This is a genomic window from Chryseobacterium sp. WX (genome assembly GCF_029542485.1).
GTDB classification, from domain to species: domain Bacteria; phylum Bacteroidota; class Bacteroidia; order Flavobacteriales; family Weeksellaceae; genus Chryseobacterium; species Chryseobacterium cucumeris.
Window position 1 is genome coordinate 4350034 of the sequence record NZ_CP120710.1, and the last position, 18876, is coordinate 4368909.

The 18876-nt window shown below is 37.1% G+C and carries 17 protein-coding genes; 9 read left to right on the plus strand and 8 right to left on the minus strand.

The features are described 5' to 3' along the window. Window positions 1–4: 4 nt before the first annotated feature. The 3 genes from PZ898_RS19830 to PZ898_RS19840 are packed head-to-tail and all read right to left on the minus strand — an operon-like array spanning window position 5 to window position 2727. Window positions 5–748: a hypothetical protein gene (locus PZ898_RS19830; protein ID WP_123278917.1), complete on the minus strand. Its 744-nt coding sequence runs from the start codon at window positions 746–748 to the stop codon at window positions 5–7. Window positions 749–786: 38 nt separating this feature from the next. Continuing rightward, window positions 787–1608: a hypothetical protein gene (locus tag PZ898_RS19835; RefSeq protein WP_123278916.1), complete on the minus strand. Its 822-nt coding sequence runs from the start codon at window positions 1606–1608 to the stop codon at window positions 787–789. A 15-nt stretch (window positions 1609–1623) separates the two neighbouring features. Further along, complete coding sequence (locus PZ898_RS19840) at window positions 1624–2727, minus strand: hypothetical protein (protein WP_131797539.1); 1104 nt, start codon at window positions 2725–2727, stop codon at window positions 1624–1626. A 501-nt stretch (window positions 2728–3228) separates the two neighbouring features. On the opposite strand from PZ898_RS19840, the gene mqo reads away from it, so the two are divergent. The 3 genes from mqo (at window position 3229) to PZ898_RS19855 (ending at window position 6071) form a co-directional block, all read left to right on the plus strand. Further along, window positions 3229–4734 (plus strand): malate dehydrogenase (quinone), encoded by a 1506-nt coding sequence (gene mqo / locus PZ898_RS19845; RefSeq protein ID WP_277694031.1) that lies wholly within the window; start codon window positions 3229–3231, stop codon window positions 4732–4734. A 67-nt stretch (window positions 4735–4801) separates the two neighbouring features. Beyond that, window positions 4802–5203: a hypothetical protein gene (locus PZ898_RS19850; RefSeq protein WP_034693615.1), complete on the plus strand. Its 402-nt coding sequence runs from the start codon at window positions 4802–4804 to the stop codon at window positions 5201–5203. A 1-nt stretch (window position 5204) separates the two neighbouring features. After that, window positions 5205–6071 carry an AadS family aminoglycoside 6-adenylyltransferase gene (locus PZ898_RS19855; protein ID WP_277694032.1) on the plus strand — a complete coding sequence of 289 codons (867 nt, stop codon included), beginning with the start codon at window positions 5205–5207 and terminating at the stop codon, window positions 6069–6071. Between the two features lie 2 nt (window positions 6072–6073). Here the strand turns inward: PZ898_RS19855 and PZ898_RS19860 are convergent, their stop codons facing one another. Next, window positions 6074–7654, minus strand: a complete 1581-nt coding sequence (locus tag PZ898_RS19860) for a GMC family oxidoreductase N-terminal domain-containing protein (RefSeq protein ID WP_277694033.1) — start codon at window positions 7652–7654, stop codon at window positions 6074–6076. Window positions 7655–7785: 131 nt separating this feature from the next. On the opposite strand from PZ898_RS19860, the gene PZ898_RS19865 reads away from it, so the two are divergent. From PZ898_RS19865 to PZ898_RS19880, 4 genes are all read left to right on the plus strand, one after another. Beyond that, window positions 7786–8403, plus strand: coding sequence for a DUF1684 domain-containing protein (locus tag PZ898_RS19865; protein WP_120233428.1), 618 nt, complete (start codon window positions 7786–7788; stop codon window positions 8401–8403). 4 nt (window positions 8404–8407) lie between these two features. After that, a complete protein-coding gene (locus PZ898_RS19870; RefSeq protein WP_228432395.1) occupies window positions 8408–8881 on the plus strand; it encodes a GNAT family N-acetyltransferase in 474 nt (157 codons plus the stop codon). Window positions 8882–8954: 73 nt separating this feature from the next. Continuing rightward, window positions 8955–9764: a glucose 1-dehydrogenase gene (locus tag PZ898_RS19875; protein WP_277694034.1), complete on the plus strand. Its 810-nt coding sequence runs from the start codon at window positions 8955–8957 to the stop codon at window positions 9762–9764. A 106-nt stretch (window positions 9765–9870) separates the two neighbouring features. Next, the gene (locus PZ898_RS19880) at window positions 9871–12543 is read left to right on the plus strand and encodes a glucosidase (RefSeq protein ID WP_277694035.1); all 2673 of its coding nucleotides are present in this window, start codon (window positions 9871–9873) and stop codon (window positions 12541–12543) included. A 6-nt stretch (window positions 12544–12549) separates the two neighbouring features. Here PZ898_RS19880 and recO read toward each other — a convergent pair whose 3' ends face one another. From recO to PZ898_RS19900, 4 genes are read right to left on the minus strand one after another with little or no spacing between them, the layout of a single operon-like run. Beyond that, a complete protein-coding gene (gene recO, locus PZ898_RS19885; RefSeq protein ID WP_277694036.1) occupies window positions 12550–13236 on the minus strand; it encodes a DNA repair protein RecO in 687 nt (228 codons plus the stop codon). Next, complete coding sequence (locus PZ898_RS19890) at window positions 13236–15500, minus strand: hypothetical protein (protein ID WP_277694037.1); 2265 nt, start codon at window positions 15498–15500, stop codon at window positions 13236–13238. Before PZ898_RS19890 ends, recO begins: the two co-directional genes overlap by 1 nt. 1 nt (window position 15501) lies before the next feature. Then, window positions 15502–16452, minus strand: a complete 951-nt coding sequence (locus PZ898_RS19895) for a metallophosphatase (RefSeq protein ID WP_062675502.1) — start codon at window positions 16450–16452, stop codon at window positions 15502–15504. A gap of 2 nt (window positions 16453–16454) precedes the next feature. After that, on the minus strand, window positions 16455–17210 hold the full coding sequence (locus PZ898_RS19900; RefSeq protein WP_062675501.1) for a 5'-nucleotidase C-terminal domain-containing protein: 756 nt from the start codon (window positions 17208–17210) through the stop codon (window positions 16455–16457). 107 nt (window positions 17211–17317) lie between these two features. Here PZ898_RS19900 and dapA point away from each other — a divergent pair, with 107 nt between their 5' ends. Together dapA and PZ898_RS19910 are read left to right on the plus strand one after the other, a co-directional pair. Next, the gene (gene dapA / locus PZ898_RS19905; protein WP_120233434.1) at window positions 17318–18190 is read left to right on the plus strand and encodes a 4-hydroxy-tetrahydrodipicolinate synthase; all 873 of its coding nucleotides are present in this window, start codon (window positions 17318–17320) and stop codon (window positions 18188–18190) included. 118 nt (window positions 18191–18308) lie between these two features. Then, on the plus strand, window positions 18309–18812 hold the full coding sequence (locus tag PZ898_RS19910) for a GNAT family N-acetyltransferase (RefSeq protein ID WP_216445337.1): 504 nt from the start codon (window positions 18309–18311) through the stop codon (window positions 18810–18812). The last annotated feature ends 64 nt before the right edge of the window (window positions 18813–18876 follow it).

The following is an 18876-nucleotide window of genomic DNA, read 5'->3' on the forward strand; positions in this document are numbered from 1 at the left end:
TTTTTTATAGACTCATCTTGGTAATGACAAGTGATAATGATGATCTTACATTAAGATTACTGGCGGTAAAACCGTTTCCTGTATCAAATTCGAACTTCTGACGGATCGTTGTTGGAGAAGCCAGTGTTAAAAAATAACTTCCCTGGAAAAATGTAAATGAGCTTGATAACTGGCACATTCTGTTGGTTTCCGTAATGGTTGCACTGGTAGCGGAATTAATCAGATAAGAACGGGTACAGGTAAAATTTTGAGAAAGATACTGGGTGTTAGCCGTTCCGTTATTATTATTCGCATTGCTGGAATCCACAGAATACCGTACAATATATGTTCCGGCAGGCAGGGTAATCGTGGAATTATCCGCGCCTAGTGAAGCTCCTGTAATTTTATTCGAAGTAACCGCAAAGTTCCCTAATGTATTATTCGTGCTTCCGGTAGGAATAAGTACTCCCGGACTGATAAGCAAAGACATGATCTGAGGTTCTGAACCGGAAACTATAATACGTTGCCATTGATTTCTTACCCAAACATAATATCCTTTCGGAAAAGTAGATGCTCCTCCGCTATTGTAAATAATAAGCCCGTCTGCAGGATTCGCAATGGGAGTGGAGGTACTGTTCAGAACAAGCAGATCATATTGTGGAAGAAGAACTCCTTTATTAGAAGAACTAATGTCCAGAACACTGCTCGCATTAGGTACGTTTGTGTTAATACCAACTTGTGCATTTGAGAAAATGCTTAACAGTATCATACCGATTATGTAAATAGATGTTTTCATTGTGCTATAAATTATTGATTAAGTGCTGATCTTTGAATATCAACTTTAGCATTCGTGATGATGATTTCTCCGTTATTAGGCGTTGTTCCTCCGGATCCGTTCTGGTAAGTTCCTCCCGTATCATGAGCAATGGCTGGAACTAAAAGAATAGGAGCTGCTGAAGTAGTCACAAAAGAGAAACTCATATTCAGAGTATGGGTCTTATTACTGGCAATTGATTGTGCATTGATACTAATTGTTTTACCATATTGATTTCCTGTGGACGGATCAATAAGTTTTACAAGATACTGATGCAGATGAACAGAAGTTCCTCCTATTCCGGCAGTCGTACTTTCAAGAGCTGTTCTGATGTTAAGACATACATTCACCAGATAACCGCTGTTTCCGGGAAGTGTGATAATTCCTGTAGAAGTATTGTATAAAGCTCCGATATCATTAGATACAACAGTAAATGCGGCATCATTGAAATTTTTGTATGTACCGTTGGCAAGACCTCCAAGTATTGAATAATCAGAGGTGCGTTGAAGCATCATATAACTTACCAGGTTATACGTATCAGAAAGCTGAGTCCACATATTGCTTTTCCAGATATAAAGACCGGGGCTAATGGAGTTCCCTTTATTATAAACAACCAGTCCTTCTGCCGGATTATTTACCGGAGAGGTATTATTCAAAACATCTATAATATCTACTCTTGGCAGAAGTACTCCTTTATTGGTGGTCTGTGAAACTTCCAGCACAGCTGAGCTGTTTACTGAGGTTTTCCCAATAGCAACCTGTGCATATATGGTATGAGCTATAATCAATAATAGCAGGATATAACTTTTTTTCATATGTTGATTGTTTTTTTATAGCTGAGATATTTTAATATAAGAGCCAGTAGGAATTACATTCACAAGATCGTAGAATGTACTGTTCTGCATTCTTCCAAGATTGAGTCTTAATCCTCCTATAATATTGGCGTTCACATTAGCCGGAACAGTGTAATAATAGGACCAGGTGGCAAGATGATTGGTGTTGACTTTAGAAACAATAGGAACTTCTTTCCTTGTAGCACCTCCTCCGGTAAAGGTATTCGTTGTATTATTATAGGTATCGTTGATGAAATCTATAAAATATCCCATCAGATAATAAGTACTCCCGGAAAGTGGAGCAGTTCCTCCCTGTCCGGATGGACTTTCCTGAGGTGAATTTAAATTCAGGTTAACCTCTACCAGATATTTTCCCTGTGGAAGAATCAGAGAATATCCTCCGGAAGTGTTCGGAAGAACTTTAAATCCACTGATATTTGATACCCCTGAAACGGCAGGATTATTAACTATAAGCTGAGTGCTGGCACCTGCTATCGCATTGTCAAGAGCCGATAGTGATCCGGTAAAATCAAGATAGGCAACCTTGGGAGTGTTTTGTGCATCAATTGTGCTTTGCCATGAATTGGTCGTGCTATTAAAAAAATGAAGAGCTTTGTTGTTACTATTAGTTCCTCCATTGAATCCAATAAGTCCATTGGCAGGCGAGACAACAGGACTTGTCGTACTGGTTAGGTTAGCAATATTCAGGTTGGGGAATAATACTCCTTTATTACCTCCGGAAACAGTTACTGTAGGAGCTGTAGTATAGCCACTACCTCCGTTGTTAATCGTTATACCTGTTAGCTGACCGTTGGAAATGACTGCTGTAGCACGGGCTTTTGAACCTCCATTCACCACAGATCCTCCTCCATAAAAATTAATTGTTGGTACCGAAGTATAGCCGCTTCCTCCGTTGCTGATGGTAATCCCGATAACAGCACCTCCCGAAATGGTGGCTGTAGCTGTAGCTGGGGTTCCACTGAAGTTCTCAATGTGCAGAATAGCACTGGGGTCCGGTGTGGACGTGTTGATTCCTACACTTCCGCTCTGGGCAAATCCCATTGTAGCGAACAATGTACTCGCGAAGTTAATAATTCTCATCTTTAGTATGTTTATGAAATAATTTTAATTAAATACTTGTTGGAATAGGTATTAAATCAATTGAAAGGTACGTAAAAAAAACAGTTATTCGATGTGGTATGTATATAATTGTATCTATAAAATTATATATTTATCAATAAAAAGTGATATTTTATAATTTTAGTATAATTATTTATCACTTGTTGTTGATAAAATAAAATAGTGTAAATAGTTATGATTGCGGTATTTAATATGATGAACTTAAATAAACTTAAATTTTTTAAAATTTTTACTCTTGAATTATTCATTAATTAGTTACCATTCAGTGAAATAAAAAAATAAAAAATTAATATTTTTATAAAGAAATATTTTACATTATCAATCATTTCAATGGTACTTTATTGAAATTTTCCATGGTTTTTTGTTGTGTACTCAATAAGTGTTTTGAACAAAAAAATAACGTGTTAAAATCGTTCCGGTTTTTAAAACTTTTCCCGAAATTTGAAGTAAAATTTTAAAATTATGTCACAATCGCTTACAAGCAGAACACCGAAACCTAAATACGACGTTGTACTGATAGGCGGCGGAATCATGAGCGCCACTTTAGCAACGCTGCTTCATGAATTTGATCCAAATCTTGAAATCGCTATCTTCGAAAGACTCGGAAGGTTTGCCAAAGAAAGTACAGCTGCATGGAACAACGCCGGAACAGGACATTCCGCTTTTTGTGAGCTAAATTATACTCCTGAAAAACCAGACGGATCTATTGATATTTCCAAGGCAGAAAGCATTGCAGAGCAGTTTGAAATTTCAAAACAATTCTGGTCTTATCTGATTACCAAAGGATATATCCGTGAGCCTAAAGAATTTATCAATTCCTGTGCACACATGAGTCTGGTATTCGGAGAAAAAGATGCTGAATACCTTAAAAAACGCCACGATAAAATGGCAGAATCTGTCCTTTTTTCAGGAATGGAATTTTCTACAGATCATGAAAAGCTTAAAGAATGGATTCCTTTGGTGATGAGCAAAAGAAATCAGTCTGAAGTAATGGCTGCAACGAAGATGGATATGGGAACAGATGTGAACTTCGGAACATTGACGAGAAAAATGGGAAGACATCTTCTGGAAGATTCCAATGTTGAGGTTTTCTTATACCACGAAGTAAAAGATATCAGCCCTAGAGAAAACGGGACATGGGAAATGAAAGTGAAAGACAGAATCCATAGCCATAAACAGGAAGTGGTAGCAGATTTTGTATTTATCGGTGCGGGAGGATACGCGCTTCCGTTACTGGACAGCTCAGATATTAAAGAAAGTGAAGGATACGGAGGTTTCCCGGTTTCCGGCCAATGGCTGGTCAGTCATAATCAGGAGCTGGTAGAAAAACACCATGCTAAAGTATATACTCAGGCTACGGTAGATGCTCCGCCAATGTCTGTTCCACACCTTGATCTTAGAATCATCGATGGGAAAAAAGCCCTTCTTTTTGGACCCTTTGCAGGATTTTCAACTAAATTCTTAAGAGAAGGAAGCTATCTGGACCTTCCTGAAAGTGTTAATACCAAAAACTTAAAATCACTTTTCGGAGCATGGTGGCACAACATTCCATTAACGAAATATCTGATCCAGCAGGTTGCCATGACGAAGTCTCAGAGAATGCAGCATTTGAGAGAATTTATAAAAGATGCCAAAGAAGAAGACTGGGAACTGAAAGTAGCAGGACAGAGAGTTCAGATCATCAAAAAAGATGAAAAAGAAGGAGGTAAGCTGGAGTTCGGAACCGAAGTTGTGGTGAACAAGTCTGGAACCATTGCTTCTTTATTGGGAGCTTCACCAGGTGCATCCACAGCAGTATATGCCATGCTGAACGTGCTGGAAAAATGCTTCCCTGAAAAACTGCATGGAGAATGGAAAGGAAAGCTGCTTGAAATGGTTCCTTCTTACGGACAAAAACTAGCTGAAAACCCTGAGCTGACCCATGAAGTACGAAATTACACCAAAGAAAAATTAGAATTAGAATATTAACATCAATAATGAGCAATAAGTAATAATCGCTATTACTCATTGCTCATTACTTATTACTCATAAAAAGGTGGAAGAAGTAATTGTAAAACCAGTCATTGCAAAGGAAATCCTGGAATCTCTTCAGGCAAAAACAGAAGAGGAGAGGCAGGTTATTGTACACTGTTGTTTTCCGGCGTCACCGTTTCTGGGAAACCTGATCAGGATCTGGCATTCGACCTATCTTTTTGACAACCAGTCTGAGCATAGAAGCAAAATGATTCATGCGGAAAATATTTCAATTTCGCCCTATTGGACACCAGTTCCCTTTATGAAAGACTTTTGGTTTACCCTTATATTTTCAGGTCTCCCGAAAGACTGCAAAAGTTTTGATCTGAAAGAAGTTATTCCTGAGGAAGGAGGATTCTTTGTAGAATCAATCAAGAGAAATTCTTCTGACGTATATCGTGTAAAAATATCAGAATCTTATTAATATGAAAGTAAGGGAAGAAAAGCTGGAACAGATTATTCACTGGGCTGAAAACAATCCTGATATCCGTGCTGTTCTCCTGACCAGTTCATTGGTAAATCCTTATGCTCCGGTAGATGATTTCAGTGATCTAGATGTAGAACTTGTTTTTGGTAACAGAGCATCTTATGAATCCGGAAATGAGTGGATCAGACTCTTTGGTGAACCTATTTCCATGATTGAAGAAGACGATCGTGTTTTTGACGGAAGGCATGCTATGAAAATGGTGTTGTACAAAGACCATGTGAAAGCTGATTTTAAGCTGTATCAGGTAGGAGAGTTTATTGAAGAAATTAAAGAAGAAAATCTTCCTGAAGACTGGGATGTAGGGTATAAAGTTTTAATAGATAAAGATGACCTGACTAAGAATCTGAAACCACCAACGTATCAGTCAATCATGATTCAGAAGCCAAAGGAAAAAGAATTTCAGCAGCTGATGAATGATTTTTGGTGGGATACAACCTATGTTGCAAAGTGCCTGAAGCGTGGAGATATATTTTATGCCAAATTTATGTCTGAAAACATTCTCCGCACAGATTATCTCGTCCCTTTGATTGAGTGGCATATTGCCGGAAATCATGAGTGGAATAATATCACAACCAATAAACACGGAAGGCTTTTCAAAAAATACCTGTCCGCTGATCTATGGAATAAAGTGGAAAAAACTTTCTCAGGAAGTAATATTGAAGAAAACTGGAATGCATTGTTTGCCTATGCAGATCTGGTTCATGAGTTGGGAACTTCACTGGCTGAAAAGCTTCATTTTATCTATCCGTCAAAGCTGGAAGATGATATTCGGAACTATCTTAAGAATGTGAAGACAATGTCTTAATTTCAGGCAAATTCATTCTGTTTAATAAGGTTTTCAATACAATATTCTGCAATAGCCGTAATAGTTACAAACGGATTCACACCAATGGTTCCCGGAATTAAAGATCCGTCCAGGACATAGAGATTTTCATGATCTTTGAGTTTTCCATATTCGTTGGTTGCTTCCCCTAAAACACACCCGCCAAGCGGATGATAGCAAATATCTGCTCCAAAACCATTATCGAAAAGAAGATGACTTCTGGTACCGCCATTGGCTTTATTCATTTTCCGGATAAAATATTGGGCATTTTCTTTCATTTTAACAGTATTGCTTTCGTTCCAATTCAATCTAAGAGACTGGCTGGCTTTATTGTATGTGACCTCACCTTTTTTCTCAACTCTGTTGATAAGCAGATACAAAGCGGTAGCGACATCCATTCCCATAGGCAAAGGAGCAATTTCTGTGAAAAACGGATGTTCAGGATCATCCCAGTTATCAATTCCTCCCACAGGGATAGTAGATTGCTTAGCTCCGGTGCCACCAGACAAAGGCTTCACCCAGTTTCGCCCCGTCATAAAATTTCCGTTATTTCCCCAGTTTTTACCAATCTTTTCATGGATGGGAAATCCGTTCTCTGCATGAGATTGTAACAGAAGTTGTAAAGTGCCCATTGTTCCTGCAGAAAGAATCAGTTTTTTACAGGTAAAGACTTTGTTAGTAAGCAAAGCACCTGAAGTATCAATCTGCTGGACATTCAATGTATAGCTTTTGTCATCATTCAAGTGAATGGTCTGGACACGATGAAGATCAAGGATTTCCAGATTTCCGGTTTCAAGGGCTTTTCTGAGATAGGTTTTATCTAAACTGTTTTTCCCGTGATTGTTTCCATAAATCACTTCAGTATTAAGAGCTGAACGGGGAACTTCATTCCGGAATTCTTTTTCCATGTATTTAAAGTCATACACATTGGGAACCCTTATTGTTTTAAAACCAGCTTTATGGGCTTCTTCTTCACCTACCCGGGTGAATTTATAATAAGGACAGTCTTTCAGAAACTGTTCGTCAATAACATTTACTTTTAGTTCTTCCTGTACCAGAGGAAAATAATGATTATAAAATTTTTCAGCATCAAGATCAGGAAAAACCTCTTTGAAATAGCTTTCTTTGGGAGTAACAGCCATTCCGCCGTTCACCAGAGAACCTCCGCCAACCCCTCTTCCTGCCCAGATTTTAATATGATCAAAATCCAGACGGTCCAATGTTCCGGTAAAAGGAGTTAGCGAAAAGATATTCATAAAAGGAGCAATGCTTTTGTTTTTCAGCCATGCAGAACTTTTTCCGGGTTTCAAAAGATTAGAAAATGGAATTCCTGCTTTTTCCCAGTTAAGACCCATCTCCAGCAGTACTACTTTTTTTCCGGCTTCACACAGGCGAAGGGCAGATACAGCACCTCCATATCCACTGCCAATAATAACAATCGGAACATCATGGTATTCCTGTATCTGATTGTTTCTTCTTTCCGAAGCATGAAATAATTCAGATTGAAGAAAATAAAATCCCGATATTGCCAGAGCACTGGTCTTAATGAAGCTTTTTCTGTCCATGAGCATTCTTTTTCAAAAAGTATGCTAGAGGTGAAGGTGCTTATTTTATTTATCACAGATTATATTTTTTATTACAATTTTAACTTTTGTTGGAATGAAAATTCATAGCTTTACTTATAATTTTTAAATTCATGAAAAAATATATCATACTCTTTCTACTGCTTCCACTATGGGGCTTTTCTCAAAAAAAGATGTCAAAGGAAGAGAAAGAGGTCCAGAAATTTCAGAAAGAACTGAATGCGGAATACCTTAACCCAAAAGAGACTCCGTTAAGAGGTGATAATTTTAAAAATTTTAAAAAACATCCTTTCTTTCCTTTTGATGCTAAATACAGAGTTACTGCACAATTTGTAAAATCAGAAGATACAAAACCCTTTGATCTTCCTACATCTTCAGGAAAAACCAAGTCTTATCAGGAATATGGAAAAGCAACATTTACGCTGGATGGGAAACCTTATACCGTTACTTTATACCAAAGTCTGGACTTGATCAAACAGGAAAAATATAAAGACTATCTTTTCCTTCCGTTCCGTGATGCTACCAATGAAAAGGAAACCTACGGAGGAGGGAAATATATGGATCTTAAAATCCCGAAAGGAAATACCATTGTACTTGATTTTAATCAATCCTATCATCCTTTCTGTGCTTACAACGCTTATGATTACAATTGTCCTATTGTTCCGGAGGAAAATAAACTTCCAATAGAAATCCGTGCAGGGGTAATGTATGAAGATATTTACCATCACTAATACTATGATACATTTAGATTTCTTTAAACCGGAAGACCTTTCCGGAGTCAGTTATACTTTGGATGAAAATCAGATGAGGTTTACAGCGACTGCTCAGCAGGCCTTACAAAGCATCAGCGAACGGAATGATGATAACGCATTTCCAGTGACGATATTTCAAAATGATCTGCCTGTAGGTTTTTTTGTCCTTGATTTTGGAAAAGATAAATTAGATCTTACGGATAATGAGAATTCAGTTTTACTGCGTTCACTATCTGTGAATCCTCAACTGCAGGGAAAGGGAATTGGAAAAGTTGCTATGCAGGAAGTAGGTACTTTTGTCCAAAATCATTTCAAGACCTGCGATGAGATTGTACTGGCTGTCAACCAGAAAAATGAATCTGCTTACCATATTTATCTTCAGGCAGGATATATTTACGACGGTAAGACCAGAATTGGAAGAAGCGGACCTCAATACCTGATGTACAAAAAACTTTAATAAAATTTTAAAATCATAATTTTTTATCTGCTGATATCTTTCCATAACTTTGAGTAACATCAAATTACAAAACATGGAAATATCACTTCAAAATCAGGTGGCTGTAGTCACAGGAGCTTCCAGTGGAATCGGTTCAGGAATTGCAAAATCATTGGCGGCAGCAGGAGCAACAGTCATTGTTAATCATTCTTCGGAAAGATCTACAGAAGAAGCTAAAGCTGTTTTAAAAGAAATAACGGATGCCGGCGGTAAAGGAATAACCTACCAGTGTGATGTTTCCAAAGAGGATCAGGTTATCAGGATGTTTCAGGATGTTGTTTCTGAATTCCAAACGGTAGATATTCTGGTCAATAATGCAGGCATTCAAAAGGATTCAAAATTCACTGAAATGACTTTGGATCAATGGAATGCGGTCATAGGAGTCAACCTGACCGGACAATTTCTTTGTGCCAGAGAAGCTATTAAAGAATTTCTAAGAAGAGGAATCGATACTTCCCGCTCTGTTGCCTGTGGGAAAATTATTCATATCAGTTCAGTCCATGAGATTATTCCGTGGGCTGGTCATGCTAATTATGCTTCCAGTAAAGGGGCTGTAAGAATGCTGATGCAAACCCTTGCTCAAGAATATGGTGCCAACAAGATCCGTGTCAATTCCATTTGTCCCGGGGCTATTCAGACCCCTATTAATAAGAATGCGTGGGATACTCCGGAAGCCCTTAATTCTCTTCTGAACCTTATTCCTTATAACAGAATCGGACAACCGCAGGATATCGGAAACTTAGCTGCGTTCCTTGTCAGTGACCTTGCAGATTATATCACAGGAACAAGCATTTTCGTGGATGGTGGAATGACTACGTTTGAGAGTTTTTCTACCGGAGGATAAAGGAATTCGAAGTTCAAAGTTTAATGTTCAAGGTTTAAAGTTTTTGAGGTTGTTTTTAGAACTTGAAACGGAATTAAATATTACTCACTACTCATAATTATCGTTTATGTCGGAAAAACAGAGAATTTCAGATATTTCATGGAAAAAATGGGGGCCTTATGTCAGTAACCGTGAATGGGGACTTGTTCGTGAGGACTACAGTGAAAACGGAGATGCATGGAATTATACCAATCATGAAACTGCAGAAGCCAAAACTTACCGTTGGGGTGAGGAAGGAATATGTGGCATCTGTGATGATCTCCAGAAGCTTGTATTTTCTTTAGGATTCTGGAATAAGAAAGATAAAATGGTCAAAGAACGATTCTTTGGTCTCACCAATGGTCAGGGAAATCACGGTGAAGATGTGAAAGAATATTTTTACTATCTGGATTCCACACCTACCCATTCTTACATGAAAATGCTGTATAAATATCCTCAAAATGCTTTTCCTTATGAACAGCTTGTAAAAATAAATGCGGAAAGGGGAAAGGAGGAAGCTGAATATGAGTTGATTGATACAGGGATTTTTGATCACAATGAATACTTTGACATTTTTATTGAATATGCAAAAGAAAGTCAGAATGATATTCTTGTAAAACTAACAATATTCAATAAATCTGAAAAAGAAGCGTCTCTCGTAATTCTTCCGACTATTTGGTTCAGAAATACCTGGAACTGGGGATATGATGATTATAAACCACAATTGTCTGCTGAAGATGCAGACCATATTAAAGTCAATCATCAGGATATCGAGGTTAAAAATGTATATGCAAAACAATCTTTAAAAACATTATTTTGTAATAACGAAACCAATAATGAAAGGCTTTACCAGTCTTCTAATGAGTCAAAATACTGTAAAGACGGGATCAATAATTTTGTGATGACGGGAAATTCCCAGTCTGTGAATCCCAAAAATGCAGGAACCAAAGCTTCTTTCTTTATTGATGAAGATTTTAAAGCGGGAGAATCAAAAATATTTGAATTCAGGCTTTCAGATAAAGATATAAGAGAACCTTTTAAAGATTTCGATATTCTTTTTAAACAAAGAGAAAAAGAAGCCGACGAGTTTTATGCAGAAATTCAGAAAGGAATTGCTTCGGAAGATGAAAAACTGGTTCAGAGACAGGCTTTTGCAGGAATGCTTTGGAATAAAATGTTTTACCATTACAATGTAGAAAAATGGCTGAAAGGTGATCCTTCCGAAATGCCTCCACCAAAGTCCCGCGAAACGATAAGAAACTACGACTGGAAGCATCTGAACAATGAGCATATCATTTCAATGCCTGATAAATGGGAATATCCATGGTATGCAACATGGGATCTGGCATTTCATACTATCAGCTTCTCCCTGATAGATCCGGATTTTGCAAAACATCAGCTGAAACTTTTCCTGTTTGAATGGTATATGCATCCCAACGGACAGCTGCCTGCATACGAATGGAACTTAAGTGATGTGAATCCACCTGTACATGCCTGGGCGGTTTTCAGAGTATTTAAAATTGATGAATATTTAAAAGATAAACCCGATCTGGAATTTCTGGAAAGCGCTTTCCAGAAGTTATTGATGAATTTTACCTGGTGGGTTAATAAAAAAGACCTTAATGGCAATAATATCTTTGAAGGAGGATTTCTGGGACTTGATAATATTGGGGTTTTTGACCGGAATTCTGTTTTGCCCAACGGAGAACAGCTGGAGCAGTCCGATGGAACGAGCTGGATGGCTATGTTTGCCCTCAATATGATGAGAATTGCGCTGGAACTGGCTCTTTACAATAAGGTGTATGAAGAGATGGCTATGAAATTCTTTGAACATTTCCTGTCGATTGCCCATTCACTGGATAATATGGGTGATGAGAAATTCAGTCTTTGGGATGAACAGGATGAATTTTTCTATGATGCAATTACTTCCAGCGACGGAACTCAGATGTATCTGAAGCTAAGGACTATTGTTGGATTAATTCCAATGTTTGCCGTTGAGGTTATCGATGATGAAATGATTGAAAACCTTCCCAATTTCAAGAAAAGAATGAAATGGGTACTGGATAATAAACCTGAACTGGCTTCTCTGGTTTCAAGATGGGAAGTGAAAGGACAGGATTCCAAACACCTTTTATCTCTGCTTCGGGGACATCGTTTGAAAAGACTGTTAAACCGAATGTTGAATCCTGAGGAATTTCTCAGTGATTACGGAGTAAGAGCTTTATCCAAAGAATATGAAAGCAATCCTTACACATTAACATTGAATGATACGAATTACAGCGTAAAGTATACCCCTGCTGAAAGTGATAGCGGCCTTTTTGGAGGAAACAGCAACTGGCGCGGTCCCGTATGGTTTCCTATCAATTTCCTTATTATTGACAGTCTTCAGCGTTTTTTCTTCTATTACAGCCCGGATTTTTTAGTAGAATATCCTACAGGAAGCGGTAATTATTCTAGCCTGGATCAGATTGCAGATGCCTTAAACAAGAGACTTGCCAAGATATTTTTAATGGATGAAAATGGGAAACGCCCGGTTCATGGACAGTATGAAAGGTTTCAAACCGATCCTGATTTTAAAGATTATATTTTGTTCTATGAATATTTTCACGGAGACAACGGCCGTGGAGTAGGAGCTTCCCATCAGACTGGCTGGACAGGACTTATTGCTAAGATCCTTCAACCTAGATTTTCCAAAAAAGAAATGGCAGAATCCGAAACAGAAATGCCGGAAGATATTGGAAAAACAACAGGGAAGGAATAATATTATTTATTCAAATATCTGCTGTATGATTTCCAAAGAGGCTGGAGTTTTGAAATCCGTGATGTGGTAATGATAGTATACTAAAAGACTGTCAAGGAAATCTTTTCTCAAGGAGGAATGGATTTTTGTGGCATAAAAATCTTCTGCACAAAGAGCTTCTTTCCATAGCATTGAAATTTCTTCATTGAAGAGCTGGTGACTTATTCCCAGTGAAAAAGTTCCGGTTTCCGGATCTAAAAACCTGCCTTCGCTCAATAAGGGTGCAACACCTTGAATTTTTAAAAAAGCCAGCAAAAACAGAAGATGCGCCTGATAATTTTTATTAGTCAGCTCGCGGATTAAATGATCAATACAGGAATAGATAGGAATATTTTTATTCTCATGTTTAAGAATATGACTCAGAAAATCTGAGATAAAGAAAATAACGGTATTGACTTTTATGTCTGTATAAATGTCATTGTTTTTTACCAGTTCAAACTTTGAAACAGACGGGATTCCGTTGCCACGTGATGGATTTACAGAAAAATTGAGCTGGCTCAACGGTTGAAGCAAGGCTTTCTTTTTATTCTTTTTGGAATAAATTCCCTTTATAAAATAGCTCTGAAAACCTTCTTCTTCTGTAAAACAATGCAATACAGCATCATTTTCTCCATATTTGATAAATGAAAGTAAAAAACCGTTTTGTGAATTCATTAATTAACCACTCCTATTTTAGCGGTAGCTTTATCAGATCCGTCTTCATTCGTCATCAGGACAAAATAAATCCCTGAAGCTACTCTTGTTCCTTTCTGATTATTGAGATCCCATTCATAATATCCACCTCTTGCGACTGCAGAGTGAACTACATTACCTGCAGCATCTACAATTCTTATATTGGTTTTTTCTGCAAGACCTTTAATGGTTACTTTTCCTTTGAAATTAGAATAAACAACAGGGTTTGGATATACTACCACATCACCGAAATTGGAAGTTACGTCTGCAACATCTCCCTGATACGTTACAATACCATTATATGTTACAAAATATACCTTACCTGTTTTTTTATCAACTTTTATATCGGTAACACTATTCGTAGGAAGAGGGGAATTTTCTTTTGTAAAATGCTTTATAGTTCTCTGACCGTCGGCGGAGAGGTAATAAACACCACCACCATCAACAGATACCCACTTATAGTCACCTGCATCTACTGCAATCTGAAGAATTGCGGATTCTCTGAAAAGCTCTTCCCCCAAACCATTCTGCTCTATAACTATAGGCTCTACTTTTGGCTGGGCGCTTTTTATTTCTGTTGCTGCGTTAGACATAATTCTTAGTCCTCCATCTGTACCGATCCAGGCATCTCCAGACTTATCAAATGCTACCGATAAAATACCTCCTGAACTGTTAAATCCATTAGCCGTTCCCAGAATATAATCATTGTCATCAGAAAGATTAGTGGCATTTTTATAGTCATATACCCAGAAATTGTTAGATCTTGGCAGCGGAGTCCAAAGCATGTTTTCATGGTAAATAGTCTTTTGTATTCCATCACTGGCAAGAACTATTTTCTTGATAAGAAAATCATCAGCTGCTTTATCATAGATTCCTATAGAAGGGTTTCCATCATTGAATCCAAAAGAAACAAAAAGATTGTTTTGTGGGTCTACAGCAAAACCTACCGGACGTCTGAGGTAAGGCTGTGCTCCCAGATTATAATATTTTACCAGTTCAAAATCTTTGCTTGTCGCATTATATTTCATCTTATACACCCCGTTATCCAGCATAGTATAATTGGTGAATAGTACTTCATTACTGTTATAAGGGCTTATAATAGCATCCAATACGTTGATGAAGATGGGGCGATTGGGATTACTTTTATTGAAAAATGAAGGATAAATCCACTCTGTACCATTGAAATAATAAAATCCTGGTTCTTGTGGCTGAATAAACGGATGGTTGTAGTTATTGGCTCTGGCACCAGAGGAAACCAGAAGCTGGTTGTTATCAAAAAGATTGATGTTATAAGCAAAATTGAAGTAAGGTCCGGAAGGTTTAAAAGTATTGTTACCTTCATCCTTAATTCCCGATAATACCGTTCCTCCTAAAATCTTTCCGCCAGCTGTTAATGCAGTATTACATTCTTCACCAAGACTTACCGCATTTTGCGATACTCCATTGATTCCGTAAGTATATACTCTGTTATCTGTAACGACAATACTATTGGAGGTAATAACAAGATCCCTGATTTTTTCAAAAGTAGTAGGAAGTTGTGTCGGGGTACCGTTGTTATAAATATAAGCTGTTGTAGCTGTTGAGTAAACCAATTCTGATTCTGAATCTATATGTTTGAATGCTCCTGGGGCTTCCGTTGTCCAGGTAGAATATACGGGAAACGTAGTATTCATTTGATGGCTTTTCAATCCTGTATCCGTTACAGAATATACTTTATTCCCGAATATAGTAGCTTCATTACTTGCCTGATAAACGCCACCTGAAAGGAAAAATGCAGAATCACCAAACTCTTTATTCTGAAGGTTGAATATGGAAACTCCATACCCAACAGAAATGACAGCTTGATTTCCGGTTATCGAAATGTGGTTAATCTTTTTATCTCCATTATATCCTGTAGCAATAGGAATATCAACAATATATTTGATCTCCTGTGGTGTGATAACATCCATAGATCCGTTTTCATAACCGATAAGCCCTGTTTTAGTCTGCGGATTGTAATCGAAAGCAGTAATTCCGATGTTGTGCAGGCCATTGGCTTTGGATAACTTCGTAATTTCTCCTGTTGATATTGTATAATAGAATATTCCGTTTTGAGTGGCTGCAATGATTTTTCCATTGTCTTCTTTCATGGCTAAGACATTATTGTAGGAAAACAGATCTGCCCACTTTTTGGATGAAATAACCTGAGCTTTTGTCAGCTGCAGGGATGCTAAAATACCAAGAGAAATTATAGAGAGTTTTTTCATATTATGCGGTTATGCTGCTATCTATCACCTGATTGTTCCAGGAAATATGCTGTACGTTTTTGTTTGTATCAAAATAAAAATCTATTCTACCTAAAAGAAGACCTGCCCATCCCACCTGATTAACAAGGACATTTTTGCCCTGTCTGTTGGTAAAGGTCTGAGGTTCCGGTAAGAATGTATGAGTATGGCCTCCTAAAATAATATCAATATTTTCTGTATTAGCCGCTAAAATTTTATCACTTATTTTATCAGGTTCATCTTTGTAATCATAGCCGATGTGCGAAAGACAAATCACAAGATCACATTTCTTCTCTTTCTTCAGGAAATTTGAATAATGCTGTGCTACATCAATGGGGTTGGAGTAAACGGTTTCTCCGTACTGTTTTTTGCCTACAAGGCCATCCAGCTGGATTCCCACTCCGAAAATTCCTACTTTGATGCCATTCTTATTGAATATCTGGTAGGGAGAAGTTTTCCCGTCAAGAACAGTGTTTGTAAAATCATAATTGGAACAAATAAAAGGAAACTTCGCATTAGGAAGTACTTTTAAAAATCCATCAAGTCCATTATCGAAATCATGATTTCCCATGGTAGAGGCGTCATATTTCATCATAGACATTAATTTGAACTCCAGTTCTCCTCCGAAGAAATTAAAATAAGGAGTTCCCTGGAAAATATCTCCGGAATCAAGAAGAAGAACATTACTTTCCTGACTTCTGATCTGTTGGATTAAGCTTGCCCTCCTTGCAAAACCTCCCTGATTGGGATTTTTTGTATAGCTTGCATCAAAAGGCTCTATTCTGCTATGTTGGTCATTGGTATGTAGAATAGTCAGTTTATTTGCAGATTTTAAATTAAGAATTTTTAATTCCTCCGCCATCATCATATTGGGAGCCAAAGCCATTGCTAAAGATCCGCCTCCTATTGCTTTTAAAAAACTTTTTCTATCCATTATTACTTCCCGATAAAATTTAAACGAACATCCGAATTGACCACCACTTCAGGTGATTTTTTAAAATAATCGATAAATAAATCTCTCATTTTAATTCCTGTTGCAATGGATTCTCCTTTAGCAAAGAATTTCATATTGTCTCCTCCCAATGCAAGATAGTCTGAAGTCGCAATATAATAATCTTTAGCAGGATCTACTGTATTACCATTGATTAAGGCTTTGGTTACCTGTCCGTTTTTTGTTTCAATGTATAAATGAGAAACAGGATTGTTGACCTGCGTTTTTGCATAATACTCAAAAAGCCCCTGTAAATCTGCTCCCTTCATTTTCACAATCACTACTTCATTTTCGAAAGGCATTACTTCAAATACATTTTTAAGTAAAATATCTCCTTTTCCGATAGTGGTTCGGATTCCTCCGATATTGATCAGTGCAGCATCTACATTTTGCTTAAGATGAGTTTTGATCCACTCATTACCTCCTTCAAACGTATAGTCAGCTAAAAGATTACCCAGATTGCTGTTATCGCCCTGTTTGGTAAGATCCACATTGGTGTGTGAGATCTTCTGGTTCATTTCTTTATCCAGTTTCTGCTTATACGGTTCGATAAATTTTACAAACTCCTCATCATTCTTTAGCTCATTATTAATAGAAATATTTTTCTGGGTCTTTACATTCACAAGCTGCGGCACAGAAGCCGTTTTGCATGCAGTAAGCGACACCAGAGCAATTCCTAATAACAAGAATTTATTTTTCATAATCTCTTTTAGTATATGCAAATATAACTATATGTATAATAAAACATTATTATTTATTACAAATTCTTACTGTAAATTATTAAATTTGGCAAAAATAATTCTAACAGATGAGCATTTTAAAAGGAGTAGGTGTTGCATTGGTAACGCCCTTTAATGAAGATTTATCCGTTGACTTCGACAGTTTAACAAAACTGGTGGAGTACAATATCGAAAACGGAACCAATTATTTAGTTGTATTGGGAACAACGGCAGAAGCCGCAACGCTTTCTGCAGAGGAAAAGAAACAGGTAATTGAGCACATCATTAAGGTGAATAATAAACGTCTTCCTTTAGTTTTGGGAATTGGCGGCAACGATACTCTTGAGGTCAAGAAACAGATTGAAGAAGCAGATCTTTCTGCGTTTGAAGCCGTACTTTCAGTATCTCCATATTATAATAAACCGAACCAGGAAGGTCTTTATCAACATTATAAAGCTTTAGCTTCCACAGGAAAAAATATTATTATTTATAACGTTCCGTCAAGAACAGGGCAAAATGTAGAAGCAGAGACTACGCTTCGTCTTGCAAAGGAATTTCCTAACTTATTCCTGATTAAGGAGGCTTCTCCTAACATTCTTCAGTATTTTGATATTCTGAGAAAGAAACCTGAAGGATTTTCTTTAGTTTCTGGAGATGATGAATATACATTACCTGTAACATTAGCTGGTGGAGATGGTGTAATTTCCGTAATCGGACAGGCGTATCCTAAAGAGTTTTCAACAATGGTACAGCTGGCTTTTGAGGGTAAAGTAAAAGAAGCTTATGAAATTCATAACAAACTGGTAGATATTACCCGTTTGATTTTTGCTGAAGGTAATCCTTGTGGTATTAAAGTAATCCTGACCGAAAAAGGAATCATCAAAAATTATCTGAGACTTCCTTTGGTAAAGGCTTCAGAAGGTCTTCATGCAAAAATTAAAGCTGAAATGGCTACAATTTAATAATGAACCGGCAAAATGAATTTTAATTATGTTAAAACTCATGAGTCATCATTGAACAATATAAAGGGTGAAAAGCTTAGGCTTTTCACTTTTTTTAATCATCATAATACAACCAATCATGAAATTACAACAGGCAACAGCTGCAGACATCCCGTTGATTCAGGATCTTGCAAGACGATCATGGGAAAATGCCTATGCAGACATTCTTTCTAAAGAACAAATGGAGTTTATGCTCGCAGAAATGTATTCTGAAAATGAAATTTTACACCATTTTCAAAATCCGTATTATCATTATTATCTTATTCAGGATGAAAATAATAATACTTTTGAAGGCTTTATCGGATATGAGCACAACTATGCAGAGAAAACCACCAAACTGCACAGAATTTATCTGGTTCCTGAGAGTAAAGGAAAAGGATTTGGGAAAGGAGCACTTCAGTTTCTGAATGAGAAAGTTTCTGAAAACGGAAACAACAGAATTATCCTGAATGTCAATAAATACAATTCAGCCAGAAACTTCTACGAATCTCAGGGATATAAAGTGTATGACGAAGGTGTTTTTGATATTGGTAACGGTTTTGTGATGGATGATTTTCTTATGGAATATCTAATTCACAAATAAATGACTTAAAATTTTGTAACTTTATCCTGTAATTCTATAACAAGTGATTTCTTTTTTTGATTCA